The sequence below is a fragment of the Pseudozobellia sp. WGM2 genome (assembly GCF_017810075.1).
Lineage (GTDB): Bacteria > Bacteroidota > Bacteroidia > Flavobacteriales > Flavobacteriaceae > JADNYK01.
Map to the genome: position 1 here is coordinate 201628 of NZ_JADNYK010000003.1, position 13312 is coordinate 214939.

General features: G+C 40.1%; 10 protein-coding genes. 7 read left to right on the forward strand and 3 right to left on the reverse strand.

From position 1 onward, the window contains the following. Positions 1–7: 7 nt before the first annotated feature. The 3 genes from IV512_RS07885 to IV512_RS07895 form a co-directional block, all read right to left on the reverse strand. On the reverse strand, positions 8–2248 hold the full coding sequence (locus tag IV512_RS07885) for a TonB-dependent receptor (protein ID WP_209402197.1): 2241 nt from the start codon (positions 2246–2248) through the stop codon (positions 8–10). Positions 2249–2268: 20 nt separating this feature from the next. After that, positions 2269–4656 carry a heavy metal translocating P-type ATPase gene (locus tag IV512_RS07890; RefSeq protein ID WP_209402199.1) on the reverse strand — a complete coding sequence of 796 codons (2388 nt, stop codon included), beginning with the start codon at positions 4654–4656 and terminating at the stop codon, positions 2269–2271. 145 nt (positions 4657–4801) lie between these two features. Continuing rightward, entirely contained in the window at positions 4802–5215 is a 414-nt protein-coding gene (locus IV512_RS07895; RefSeq protein WP_209402201.1) for a hypothetical protein, read from the reverse strand. A gap of 210 nt (positions 5216–5425) precedes the next feature. Here IV512_RS07895 and IV512_RS07900 point away from each other — a divergent pair, with 210 nt between their 5' ends. From IV512_RS07900 to mrdA, 7 genes are all read left to right on the forward strand, one after another. Beyond that, on the forward strand, positions 5426–6532 hold the full coding sequence (locus tag IV512_RS07900) for a hypothetical protein (protein WP_209402203.1): 1107 nt from the start codon (positions 5426–5428) through the stop codon (positions 6530–6532). A 95-nt stretch (positions 6533–6627) separates the two neighbouring features. Continuing rightward, positions 6628–7116 (forward strand): GAF domain-containing protein, encoded by a 489-nt coding sequence (locus tag IV512_RS07905; protein ID WP_245224698.1) that lies wholly within the window; start codon positions 6628–6630, stop codon positions 7114–7116. Between the two features lie 199 nt (positions 7117–7315). Continuing rightward, on the forward strand, positions 7316–8842 hold the full coding sequence (gene purH / locus IV512_RS07910; RefSeq protein ID WP_209402205.1) for a bifunctional phosphoribosylaminoimidazolecarboxamide formyltransferase/IMP cyclohydrolase: 1527 nt from the start codon (positions 7316–7318) through the stop codon (positions 8840–8842). A 68-nt stretch (positions 8843–8910) separates the two neighbouring features. Beyond that, the gene (locus IV512_RS07915) at positions 8911–9939 is read left to right on the forward strand and encodes a rod shape-determining protein (protein WP_013992538.1); all 1029 of its coding nucleotides are present in this window, start codon (positions 8911–8913) and stop codon (positions 9937–9939) included. 84 nt (positions 9940–10023) lie between these two features. Beyond that, positions 10024–10845, forward strand: coding sequence for a rod shape-determining protein MreC (mreC, locus tag IV512_RS07920; RefSeq protein ID WP_209402207.1), 822 nt, complete (start codon positions 10024–10026; stop codon positions 10843–10845). Further along, entirely contained in the window at positions 10835–11344 is a 510-nt protein-coding gene (locus tag IV512_RS07925; RefSeq protein ID WP_209402209.1) for a rod shape-determining protein MreD, read from the forward strand. The genes mreC and IV512_RS07925 overlap by 11 nt, the downstream gene beginning before the upstream one ends. A 52-nt stretch (positions 11345–11396) precedes the next feature. Continuing rightward, positions 11397–13307: a penicillin-binding protein 2 gene (gene mrdA / locus IV512_RS07930; protein ID WP_209402211.1), complete on the forward strand. Its 1911-nt coding sequence runs from the start codon at positions 11397–11399 to the stop codon at positions 13305–13307. The last annotated feature ends 5 nt before the right edge of the window (positions 13308–13312 follow it).

Genomic DNA, 13312 nt, shown 5'->3' on the forward strand with positions numbered 1-13312 from the left:
TTAGTTTTTATATTTTAAATCTAAATCCTGCATAGAACATTCTTCCCATAATTGGGGCGTACACAATAGTGGTATCAAAATACGGACCAAAAGGGCCATCACCCCCCAATACCGGACTATCTTGAGTGACTTCGCTTAAATTTTCACCTCCAACATATATCTCAAAAGAATCGGAAAATACTTTGGTTACCTGTGCGTTCATGTGATTATAGGGAGAAGAGTACGCATCTAAACGATAATTCATCGGATTGCTCGATGTGCTGGGCAATCGCTTTTCACCAAAACTGTGCAGGGTATAATCGAAACGCCAATGCGCTCCATTTTCCTTTACTTTAGTTTCATACCCAATATTGGCAAAAAAACGGTGCTGGGCCTGTAACGGCTTTTGAAGCGTACCGCTATTGTAGTCAGTCTTTACATCATAATATTTGTATGCGGTTCGAATTTCGGTACGCGGTAAAATTCTATGGTTAAGTTCTAATTGAAAACTACTTCCGTAGCTATCACCGTCTAAATTGTAAAATGAAACTTCTTGGGGATTTTCCCAATCGACTACGACTTGATTCTTAAAATCCGTTCGATAAAAATCAAAAGCTACTTCCCCAGGGCGCCCTAGAAAAGTAAAACCTTGAAGAAAACTTACCCCATAGTTCCATGCATCTTCAGGTTCCAGTCCGTAAACACTTCCTCCATCATCTAAAATTCGTATCTCCCTTGAAGAAGCAAAAAGCTGCTGGTTCTCTGCAAAAATGTTCGCAGCTCTTTTCCCCCTACCCAAAGAGCCTTTTAAGCTAGCTCGCTCCCAAGGGGTGTAGCGTATATGAAATCTTGGTGTTACAAAAGTTCCTAACCTGTTATGATTATCTATTCGCAACCCTGCGGTAAGACTTATTTTTTCCAAGTTGTCATAACCATATTCAAAAAAGGCACCGACCGACCTATCATTTCGAGAATAATCAGCTGTCGTCACCATTTCGTCATAACCATCGTAAGCGAAGGTCAGACCTGTTTTAAATTTGTTCTGTGTATCGCCAATAATGGAGTTGAACAATAAATTTCCATAAAGACTTTCATGGTCAATATTGTACTCCCGAAAGCCAAAATAAGAATCTTGAATATGTTTGCTGTACGACATCTGAAAACCCATACTTTGAAAGGGGAGCTCAGGAAAAACATAACCTAATTTTAAAGATGTATCAAAACGTCGCGTATCAATTTCACTACCCCAAGCATTTCTAGTGAACTTATCCGTCGATGGATCAAAGTCTACCTGCCCCACTTGCTTTTCATCATTTAGAAATCGCACATTAAAAAAACTTACCCATCCGTTTTCGGGATCTTGATACTGCCATCGGTTCATCACATTTATCTGATCCGCCAAAGGCGCATCTAGATACCCATCTTCATTATCATCTTCTTTCTGAGTTCGCTTGTTACCATGAACATACAGACCGGTACTCCATTTATCGGTCAACTTCTTATTAAAATGTGTGTTTATTTCGTATCTACCATTTTCATTGGCATACCCGTTTACGAAAACCGCATTATCGGTCAATGGCTTGACCAACTCGGTATTTATTTGACCTGAGATACTCTCATAACCATTCACCACACTACCTGCCCCTTTAGTGATTTGTATGCTTTCGATCCAAGTACCAGGGGTAAATGTTAGACCATAAGCTTGTGAAGCTCCGCGTACCATAGGAATGTTCTCTTGGGTAATCAACAAATACGGACTTGTCAATCCCAGCATTTGAATTTGCTTGGTGCCGGTCAACGCATCGGAAAAATTTACATCTATGGAGGGATTGGTCTCAAAGCTTTCCGCTAGATTGCAACAAGCGGCCTTGAGCAGCTCTGCACTATTGACGGTAATCACATTTTGAGAGCTAAAATATGCCTTTTGAAGTGGTTCTTTCTTCTGTTCGACCACAACCTCTTCCAATTCATTGGAAGCTTTTAAGGAATGATTTACGATTTTCGGTTCAGTTACGGTAAGCGTATCCGACTCGAAGCCCACATAACTGATGATCAATCGATCATATTCCTTTTTATAGGGAATATCAAACTCCCCATTTTGGTCTGTGACCGTACCGGTTTGAGAATTCATCCAATACACGCTCGCCCCAGACAATGCCAAGCCATTTCCAGATGCCACGGCCTCGGTTATCTTACCCTTTACTTTTTCTTGAGAAAAGGAGAGTAAAGGCAATAGACTTGTTATAATTACTATTATATATTTATTCATTTACTTATTCTATATTTTAATTAATCAAGTTTTGCGGTTCTTAACCGCAACGCATTAGCAATTACCGACACTGAACTGAAGCTCATAGCCAGAGCTGCCAACATAGGTGATAATAGCACCCCAAAAAATGGGAAAATCACGCCTGCTGCTATGGGTACCCCAATCGTGTTATAAATCAAGGCAAAAAACAAGTTTTGTTTAATGTTCTTCATGGTTTTTACACTCAGCCCATGAGCTTTGACTATACCGTGCAAATCACCTTTCACTAAAGTAATCGCCGCACTTTCAATTGCCACATCGGTACCGGTTCCCATAGCAATACCCACATCGCTTTTCGCAAGCGCCGGAGCATCGTTGATTCCGTCTCCGGCCATGGCAACTTTTTTACCCCCATTCTGTAGTCGCTCTACTTCATTGAGTTTATCTTGAGGCAACATCTCGGCTTTGAACGTATTTAAGTTCATTTCTTGGGCTACAGCCTTGGCCGTACCAGAATTATCACCTGTGAGCATTATTACTTCAATACCCTGTTCTTGAAGTTTTTGAATGGCCTGCTTACTGGTTTCCTTAATTTTATCAGTTATTATTACCGACCCGATCGCTATACCCTCGATCGCCAAATAGGAAACAGTTTTACCCTTCTCCTGTTCTTTGGAAACGATTTTACCCAATTTCTCTGAAACCTCGATCTTTTCATTCTGTAACAGCTTCAGGTTTCCTACGAGCACCCTTTTTTCATTTACCAAGCCTTTCACTCCTTTTCCACTTACAGAATCAAAATCGGTGGTTTTCAGAAGTTGAATATTCCTTTCCTTGGCATAACTGACCGTAGCATCTGCAAGAGGATGTTCACTTAACTGATTAAGACTGGCGATGTACTGAATTATATCATTTTCGTCAAAAGTATCGGACACCCCGACAATCTTTTCTACCGATGGTTTTCCTTCTGTAATTGTTCCTGTCTTGTCAATAATCAACACATCGACCTTATCCATCTTCTCCAAGGCCTCGGCATTTTTAATAAGCACTCCGTTTTGGGCGCCCTTGCCCACACCGACCATCACTGACATTGGTGTTGCCAAACCTAAGGCGCAAGGGCAAGCGATAATCAAAACTGCTATAGCATTAACCAAGGCATAGACATAGGCCGGCTCAGGACCAAAAATGGCCCACACCACGAAAGTGATTAGAGAAATAAGTATTACAGTCGGAACGAAATAAGCGGAAATTTTATCTGCCAGCTTCTGAATGGGAGCCTGACTTCGACTGGCCGTATTCACCATTTCTATGATTTGCGAAAGCAAAGTGTCGGAGCCTACCGTTACGGCCTTCATCACGAAAGACCGTTTACCGTTGATAGTTCCGGAACTGACAGAATCTCCAACTGCTTTACTAACAGGAAGGGGCTCTCCAGTAATCATCGATTCATCTATGGTACTTTCTCCTTCAACAATTTCGCCATCCACAGGAATTTTATCTCCTGGTTTTACCCGAAGCAAATCTCCAATTTCGATTTTATCGATTGTTATAGATTCTTCTTTATCGCCTACTAAGCGAATCGCCTTATTCGGAGCAAGTTTCAATAACTCCTTTACTGCCGAATTTGTCTTACTATGGGCACGCGCTTCCAAAACCTGCCCCATTAGTACCAAGGTCAAGATTACGGTTGCGGCTTCAAAATAAACATGAACCGTACCCGAATCGGTCTTAAACTGTGGCGGAAAAAAATCTGGAAAAAGCATTCCGAAAAAACTAAAAAGCCAAGCAACACCAGCACCGATACCAATCAGAGTGAACATGTTAAGATTCCATGTTATAATAGACCGATAAGCACGTTCAAAGAAGACCCAAGTCGCATAGAAGACTACGGGAAGTGAAAGACCAAACTGAATCCAATTCCAATAACCGACCGGCAACAAATTGTTCAAAGGGTTCTCATTGAGCATTTCAGACATCGCAATCATGAAAATTGGCGCCGTAAAAAACAAGGCTATCCAAAACTTTTTCAGTAGTCCTTTATACGTTTTCTCTTCGGCAGATACATCAGCCTTGGCCGGCACAAGGTCCATACCACAAACGGGGCAATCGCCCGGTTCTGCATATGTTTTATCTCCCTCACAATGCATGGGACAATAAAAAAAACCGATACCCTTGAACTCCTTATTGGTTTTTTTTGCTTCAGGTTGACGGTTCGTCTTTTCTGTATGAATGGAATAACGCCCTCCATCTTTCTTCAATGCTTCTTGAAGCTTTTTTAGAGCAACCTTATTTTCCATCTCAAGAACCGCTTCCGCTTTCTCTAAATTCACCTCCACACTACTTACACCCTTTATCTGGGCCAAAGTATGCTCTACATGGCTTCTACAACCATTACAGGTCATACCATGTATATGATAGGTATATTGCATATAGTTTAATTTTTATGGGAATAATATTGAAATCTGGTCTGTGTTGAAAACTCGAAACCTCAAAAATCAGGAAGAGCGACTACACAGAACACGTAAAGCCCTTCATCTCATAGAGATGAACGACACAATAGGAAAGCTTGTAAAATCAAATTAGAAAAACATCGTCGAGCAGTTGAATATCTCGCACGATTAGGGGTGGACTATAATGTTCGTATGGGATTCTCTGTGCAGTATGCGGCTCGAACAGACCGAAATAAGAGTAAACGTAGGCAATAGCAAACTGCAACTGACCTATGTCAAAATCGTTATGAGCACTGGCGACATCATCTTGACCTTCTAAAAGAATGACCTCACTATCACAGCACGACTTTTTTTCTATAACGGTTTCCTGTTCTGCCCCAGAAGTCATATCCATACCACAATCTTGAGCATCAACGAAAAAAGAGACATCCATCAAACGACCCATGCAATAGTGCTTTTCGACTTTCCAAGAAGTAGTCGAAAGCAACAATAGCAGTGCCATCAAACATGAAAATATACGATGTAGCTTTTCTTTCATTAATACAAAAGTAGTGAATGATACTTTGATTTTGAATACAATAAGACATCTTTAACTCAAGACCGACCTATTTTAACTCAAGAAACGTCAAAATTGAAAAATAAATTAAAATCACGATAACTTATATAATTTAATAAGAGGTTTGGAGTTATATACTATTACAATAGTATAATTTAATCACAACTATTAACTATAAATCTTATTTTGATTATGAAAAAAAGACTACTAACAAAAATCACTTCAGGAGTGGTTATTTTCACATTAGCACTTTTCATTAGCAGTTGCAGCAATGACGAAGGCAATGTATTCGACACTCCGAACGACCCAGAACAAGATAACCCCGATGATGAACCTGAGGAGGAAGAGGAAGTGGCTACCCTAATTTTTAATGAAGGAGACCCTAGCAATGACATAGTAGTGGCAGAAGCCAGTGGAGAAGTTGGTACAGAAGTAGAGGGCCGCGTAATTTTCACTTCTACCGACCTTACCCAAAGAAGAATGTATATTACTCAAAATGTTGGAGGCAGTGGCGACATGCCCTTTAACAACTTCGACCTAGATAGCGACGACCTTCAGAAAGCTACAAAGGCTGACGGTTCAATAGACTTAGACGGAGCTACTAAAAAAGAAATAGATTTTACTTTTAGTCTTCCTGTACCCGATATCGATAATGGAGAAATTGTGTATAGCTTTTGGACTACCACGGGTAAGGGTGATTTTAGAGACCCTACAAAAAGATTGGCTTTAGGCGTAGGTACGATTACAGTAACTGTTGGTAACGGAAATAATCCAGATGCAGAGGTACGTAGCTTTACCGATATTCAGTTGTTCGCACCAGCCGAGGATGGTACAACAGAAACATTCTTATCCTTCCTTAATGGTACTGTTTACAAAATTGTTGATGGTGATGTTGATGACCCTGAACAAGGTGCCGCCTTCCGTGCTTTTTGGGATTTCGGATACTATTATACCAATGACGAAAAAGCTTCTTTCGCTTCAACGGCGTTTTATAAAACTGCTTTTCCCTTCGATGTAGAAGGCTTTGAAGCAGAAGAAGGCGTAGAAGACGAAGAGCTCAATGAGATGTTCTTTGAGCTTTCAGCTATCACTAAAACTGAATTTGATGCCATCACGCTTTCTGAAGATTTAGACGGTATTGAACAAGATGAGTTTCAAAAAGTAACCAGCATGAATGTTGGTGATGTTATTGAGTTTGTTGACAACTATGGCAAAAAAGGTTTAATTAAAATAACGGAAATTGAGCCTGGCTTTAATAACAACGACTATATTATGTTCGACGTAAAGATCCAGCCTTAACCTCAACTCAAAATACTTTATAAAAAGGGATGCCACGCGGCATCCCTTTTTTGCTTTTTAGATTGTAAGGTTTTAGCAAAAGCACGAACTACAGTATGATTATATTTGTAAAAAAGATTGTCATGCTGACCGAACTTCGCCCAAAAGCATTAGAAATATTACGCTCTCAAAAATCAATTGAAGAAAAACAACAAGAACTTTGCAGTTTCTTGCAAGCAAAGGTTGACCACTATGATTGGGTGGGTTTTTATTTTAAGAATGGAGATAAAGAGGAACTCAAACTTGGTCCTTACGCCGGGGAGCCCACAGACCATACCATTATACCGTTCGGCAAAGGAATTTGCGGCCAGGTTGCCGTTTCAAACCAAAACTTTGTAGTTCCTGATGTTGCAGCGCAAGACAATTATATAGCATGTAGCATAACCGTCAAGGCTGAAATTGTGGTGCCTTTATTTGTTAATGGGGAGAACGTGGGGCAGATCGATATAGATTCAAACACCCCAGATCCGTTTACACAAGAAGATGAGCGCTTTTTAGAGTTTATAAATAGTGAAGTGGCCAAGTTGATTGAATTGAAATACTGAACAAGCGGTTCTATTTCACTCCTAAAACCGCCCTCAATTCTGCCTAAGACCAGTAATAATTAAACTTTTTCCGATTTATATATTAAAAGTAGTCCAAAGGGTTTAAAACTTCTCTGTAATTGTTGATAACCTCGTCGGATTTTTGTCTTTAAAGATTTACTTTTGCGTGTCATAAATCCGTTAACCACACGCAAACAACATGAGCACTAAAAAAGCTACTTCCGCCTTAATTTCCGTATTTCATAAAGATGGTCTCGAACCCATCGTTAGAAAGTTCGATGAACTTGGTATCACTATCTATTCTACCGGAGGAACCGAAAAATTCATAAAAGAACTTGGCATTGAGGTAGTGCCCGTTGAAGATGTAACGAGCTATCCATCAATATTGGGCGGTCGGGTAAAAACTTTGCACCCCAAGGTTTTTGGCGGTATTTTAAACCGTCAAGACAATGAGAACGATGTTAATCAACTAAAGGAGTTCGACATTCCCCAACTCGATATTGTTATCGTAGACCTATACCCTTTTGAAAAAACCGTTGCCAGTGGTGCTTCGGAACAAGATATTATCGAAAAAATCGATATCGGAGGTATTTCATTGATTCGTGCAGCTGCAAAAAATTATAAAGATGTTCTTTGCGTTTCTTCTATGGAAGACTACAGTGATTTTCTTGAAGTAATATCAAAAGACAATGGAAATACGACTCTAGAAGACCGAAAGCAATTTGCTGCAAAGGCCTTTAATGTTTCTTCTCACTACGATTCGGCAATATTCAACTATTTTAATCAAGATGAAAAGCCTGTTCTGAAAATTAGTGAAACTAATGGAAAAGAGCTTCGTTACGGAGAAAACCCACATCAGAAAGGGTATTTCTATGGTGATTTCGAAGCAATGTTCGACAAACTTCACGGCAAAGAACTTTCGTACAATAATTTATTGGATGTTGATGCCGCGGTCAACCTGATGACCGAATTTAAGGGCGACGCCCCTACCTTTGCCATTCTTAAACACAACAACGCCTGTGGTCTTGCCCAAAGAGACACTATTCACCAAGCTTATGTTGATGCCTTGGCAGGTGATCCGGTTTCCGCTTTTGGTGGCATATTGATCAGTAATGTTGAAATTGACAAGGCAACAGCTGAAGAAATACATCAATTGTTCTGTGAAGTAGTTATAGCGCCAAGTTATTCCTCAGATGCCCTTGAAATTTTAAAGGGTAAAAAGAATCGCATTATTTTAGTACAAAACGATATTGAATTGCCGAACAAACAGGTAAGAACCTGTCTCAATGGCCTGCTCGTTCAAGAGAAAGATAATAGAACCGACAGCATCGAAGATTTGCAATATGCTACCGAAAAGCAGCCTACCCAAAGCGAACTTGACGACCTTATTTTCGCATCGAAACTTTGTAAACACACAAAATCGAACACCATCGTACTAGCAAAAAACAAGCAGTTGTGTGCCAGTGGCACCGGACAGACTTCTCGTGTAGACGCTCTAAATCAAGCGATTCACAAGGCAAATCACTTTAATTTTGATTTAAATGGAGCCGTTATGGCGAGCGATGCTTTCTTCCCATTTCCAGATTGTGTAGAAATTTCGCATAAAAACGGTATTTCTAGCGTTATACAGCCGGGCGGGTCTATTAAAGACCAATTAAGCATCGATTATTGTAATGAGAATAATGTGTCAATGGTGATGACGGGAACCCGTCATTTCAAGCACTAATTTTACTACATTTGTCGATGAACAGCATACCCCAATCAAGCTAGTAACGTAACCAAAGAAAATTACAAATGGGATTTTTTGATTTCTTGACTGAGGAAATCGCTATCGACCTAGGTACTGCGAACACCCTCATCATTCATATGGACAAGGTCGTTGTCGACAGTCCGTCTATTGTTGCCCGGGATCGCATTTCCGGTAAAATTATCGCCGTTGGTAAAGAAGCCAACATGATGCAGGGCAAAACCCACGAAAATATCAAAACGATTAGACCTTTAAAAGATGGTGTAATCGCAGATTTCGATGCATCGGAGAAGATGATCAACATGTTCATCAAAAATATTCCGGCCTTAAAGAAAAAATGGTTCCCTCCTGCTTTACGAATGGTAATCTGTATTCCATCAGGTATTACCGAAGTGGAAATGCGTGCTGTTAAAGAATCTGCAGAGCGTGTAAATGGTAAAGAAGTCTATCTAATTCATGAACCCATGGCGGCCGCCATTGGTATCGGACTCGACATCATGCAGCCAAAAGGTAATATGATCGTCGATATAGGTGGTGGTACTACCGAGATTGCGGTTATCGCTTTGGGAGGTATCGTTTGCGACAAATCGGTGAAAATTGCAGGTGATGTATTCACCAACGATATTATTTATTACATGCGCACACAGCACAACCTTTATGTAGGTGAAGCTACAGCTGAAAATATCAAAATAGAAATAGGTTCGGCCACCGAAGACTTACAGACACCACCGGACGAAAAGTCGGTTCAAGGTCGTGACTTGCTCACAGGTAAGCCGAAGCAGGTACAGATTTCATATCGTGAAATCGCCAAGGCTTTGGATAAATCGATTCTTCGTGTGGAAGATGCGGTCATGGAAACTCTTTCTCAAACCCCACCAGAATTAGCTGCCGATATTTACAACACAGGTATTTATCTAGCAGGTGGTGGTTCTATGCTACGTGGTTTGGACAGGAGGTTGTCTCAGAAAACGGACCTGCCGGTGTACATTGCGGAAGATCCCTTACGTGCGGTTGTTCGAGGTACGGGTATCGCTTTAAAAAACCTTGAACGCTACAAAAGCATTCTTATTAAATAAACCTAAACGAATTCGGGGCGATTTCGAGGTTTATTATCTTTTCTATTCGGAATGGCTTCGCAGGTTTCATAAAAATCTAAGTGAATGCAGCAGATCATCAATTTTATCATTCGATATAAGAACTTTCTTCTTTATATCTTCTTGATGATCATATCTTTGGGTTTCACCATACAGTCCCATTCATATCATCAATCCCGTTTTTTCAATTCTTCAAATTGGATAACTGGAAATATTTTGGACACTTCCAATGATGTCTCAACCTATTTTGGTCTCGATCAAGAGAACCAAAAACTCATTGATGAAAATAAAAGGCTGCGAAACCTCCTTTTTAATAATAACCTTGGAGATTCTATAACCTTAGATTCCGTACAAAGAACTTATACCATTACCACCGGCAAGGTTATAAAGAATAGTTTTGCCCACCCTCGCAATTATATTACCATTGACCAAGGGGAACGTGATAGCGTAAAACCCGACATGGGTGTAATTACCAGTAAAGGAATTCTAGGCATCGTAGAAAACACTTCAAAAAACTTTGCCACGGTTCAGAGTATTCTCAATGAAAAATCGAACATCAACGCCAAAATTAAAAATACAGACCATTTCGGTTCTTTAATTTGGGATATGAAAAGATTCGACGTAGTGCAATTGGTAGATATTCCACGATTGGTACCGTTAACCATAGGAGACACTATAGTTACGGGCGGCATGAGCAGTATTTTCCCAGAAGGCATACCGATAGGCACCATTCGCAAGTTTGACCTGAATACCTCTAAGAGTTTTTATAGTATCGACATTACCTTATTCAACGATATGACCAATATTAAAAATGTTTATATCGTGAATAACGCATTTCGTGAAGAGATACTAGAACTACAAAACGAGACCCAGACCGATGATAAGTAACTACTATTTCTTAAATGTAATCAGGTTTACCTTGCTTGTGCTGGTACAGGTTCTCATTTTCAATAGACTGAATTTTTTCGGGTTTATCAATCCCATGGTCTATATTCTTTTTCTTTACTGGTACCCGATCAAAGAAAATCGGGCTGCCTTTATTGGCTTAGGCTTTCTTTTGGGTCTTGCCATCGATTTCTTTTCCGACACCATGGCCATTCATGCGGCCTCTACCATTACTATTGCCTATATAAGGCCGGCCATTATGCGATTTGTTTTTGGCGTTAACTTCGAATTTCAAAGTTTTAAACTAAGTAACACCACTCAAGTACAACAAATTACGTTTTTAACGTTATTGATAATAGTACATCATCTTGTATTCTTTATGCTGGAAATTTTCAGTTTGGCCAATTTCCTCTTAGTTTTGAAGAAAGTTCTGGCCACAGGGGCGGCTACACTTATACTTTGTCTACTTTTCGGATCACTTTTCAGCGTACGGAAAGATTAATATTTTTAGCTATTCTTAGGGAATAGTCAACCTAAAGCAAATTTCATCATAGATGAAAAAGATTCTGTTATCGTCTATCATCATCATCATAGGTATCACCTTTTTGGGGAGGCTGTCTTATTTGCAACTATTCAGTTTTTCACCTGACCAGGTATTAGATGACCCAGCTATAAAACGTGTTTATGATTATCCTGAACGCGGGTATATTTATGATAGAAACGGTGAATTGCTCGTTGGTAACGATCCTGCATACGATGTAATGGTCATACCTCGCGAGGTTCGCGCAATAGATACCCTTGAGTTTTGTGGTTTGCTGGGTATAGACAAAGAGAAATTCAAAAAAGAACTTAGAAAGGCTCGTGTGTACTCCCCAAGATTACCCTCGGTTTTTGTACCTCAACTCTCTAAAGAAGATTACGCCAAGCTTCAGGAAAAGATGCGACATTATCGTGGCTTCTACATACAAAAGCGATCCCTTAGATATTATGACACCAATAGTGCCGCCAGTGTGCTCGGGTATATTAGTGAAGTTAACGAAGGTGATTTAGCCAAAAACCCATATTACGTGCAAGGTGAGCTTACCGGTCGTACAGGGGTCGAAAAGCAGTACGAAGATATTCTACGGGGCCGTAAAGGAGTTCAATATATTCAGAAAGATCGCTTCAACAGAGATATCGGTAAATATAAAGGAGGAGTATTAGATACTTTGCCCGAACAGGGGCTAGAGATCAATATAACCATAGACAAAGCCATTCAAGAGTATGGTGAGAAATTAATGCAGGGCAAACGTGGTGGTATCGTTGCTATAGAACCTTCTACTGGCGAAATACTTGCCATGATTTCTGGGCCTACCTACGACCCTGCCCTCTTGGTCGGTAGAGAACGCTCGCGTAATTATAGCGAATTGTACTATGATTCCATTGCCAAACCTTTGTACAACCGCGCTATTTTAGCAGAGGGCTCGCCCGGTTCGCCGTTCAAAACACTTAACGCCTTAGTGGCTCTACAAGAAGGGGTAATTACCCCAAATACCACCGTACAATGTTATAATGGTTTCTACGTAGGGCGAAAGAAAAGAGGTTGCCACTGTGGTGGGGGTCTAAGAAAACTCAACGACGGAATCTACAATTCGTGCAATGCCTATTTCGCAGCTACTTTTAGAAAAATCTACGAGAAATTCGAAACCACCGATGAAGGAATGGATGTTTGGGAAGAACATATGAAAAGTTTTGGTCTCGGCCAATATCTTGGTTATGACCTACCGACCGGAAGAAAGGGTAGAATACCAAGTAAAGAATATTATGATAAATGGTATGGTGACAATAGATGGGCACCATCCTATATTATTTCAAACTCTATAGGCCAGGGTGAAGTTGCGGTCACTCCTATTCAGCTGGCAAATATGACCGCGGCCATCGCGAATAGAGGACATTATTTCACACCTCATATATTAAAAAAAGTAGATGGCAAAGACATAAGCATACCTGATTTCGTAGAGCCAAAACACACTACTATAGACAAACGGCATTTTGAGCCTATAGTTCAAGGTATGGCCGACGTATACGAGAAAGGTACGGCTAAATGGATACAGATACCTGATGTAAAAATAGCCGGTAAGACCGGTACTGTTGAAAATTTTACCAAAATTGATAGTGTTCGGGTTCAACTCACCGACCATTCTGTATTTGTGGCCTTTGCCCCGGTCGAAAATCCTAAAATTGCTTTGGCCGTCTATATCGAAAATGGTTATTTCGGTGGGCGCTACGCAGGTCATATTGCATCGTTATTGATTGAAAAATATGTTAAGGGAGAGATAACCAGAACCGATCTTGAAAAACGTATGCTAGAAAGAACTTTAGAATATGAATATGCTAAACCTTTTACTGGTAAAGAATTTAAAATTAACGAATACGACTGGAGCCAGCATGCACGTAAACCTGAAAAACAATCGAGTTTAGAATAAATATA

What these genes read in the sequence shown, in the direction of transcription:
- IV512_RS07885 (WP_209402197.1), bottom strand. Translation starts at nt 2,248, where the DNA reads ATGAATAAATATATAATAGTAATTATAACAAGTCTATTGCCTTTACTC.
- IV512_RS07890 (WP_209402199.1), bottom strand. Translation starts at nt 4,656, where the DNA reads ATGCAATATACCTATCATATACATGGTATGACCTGTAATGGTTGTAGA.
- IV512_RS07895 (WP_209402201.1), bottom strand. Translation starts at nt 5,215, where the DNA reads ATGAAAGAAAAGCTACATCGTATATTTTCATGTTTGATGGCACTGCTA.
- IV512_RS07900 (WP_209402203.1), top strand. Translation starts at nt 5,426, where the DNA reads ATGAAAAAAAGACTACTAACAAAAATCACTTCAGGAGTGGTTATTTTC.
- IV512_RS07905 (WP_245224698.1), top strand. Translation starts at nt 6,628, where the DNA reads ATGATTATATTTGTAAAAAAGATTGTCATGCTGACCGAACTTCGCCCA.
- purH (WP_209402205.1), top strand. Translation starts at nt 7,316, where the DNA reads ATGAGCACTAAAAAAGCTACTTCCGCCTTAATTTCCGTATTTCATAAA.
- IV512_RS07915 (WP_013992538.1), top strand. Translation starts at nt 8,911, where the DNA reads ATGGGATTTTTTGATTTCTTGACTGAGGAAATCGCTATCGACCTAGGT.
- mreC (WP_209402207.1), top strand. Translation starts at nt 10,024, where the DNA reads ATGCAGCAGATCATCAATTTTATCATTCGATATAAGAACTTTCTTCTT.
- IV512_RS07925 (WP_209402209.1), top strand. Translation starts at nt 10,835, where the DNA reads ATGATAAGTAACTACTATTTCTTAAATGTAATCAGGTTTACCTTGCTT.
- mrdA (WP_209402211.1), top strand. Translation starts at nt 11,397, where the DNA reads ATGAAAAAGATTCTGTTATCGTCTATCATCATCATCATAGGTATCACC.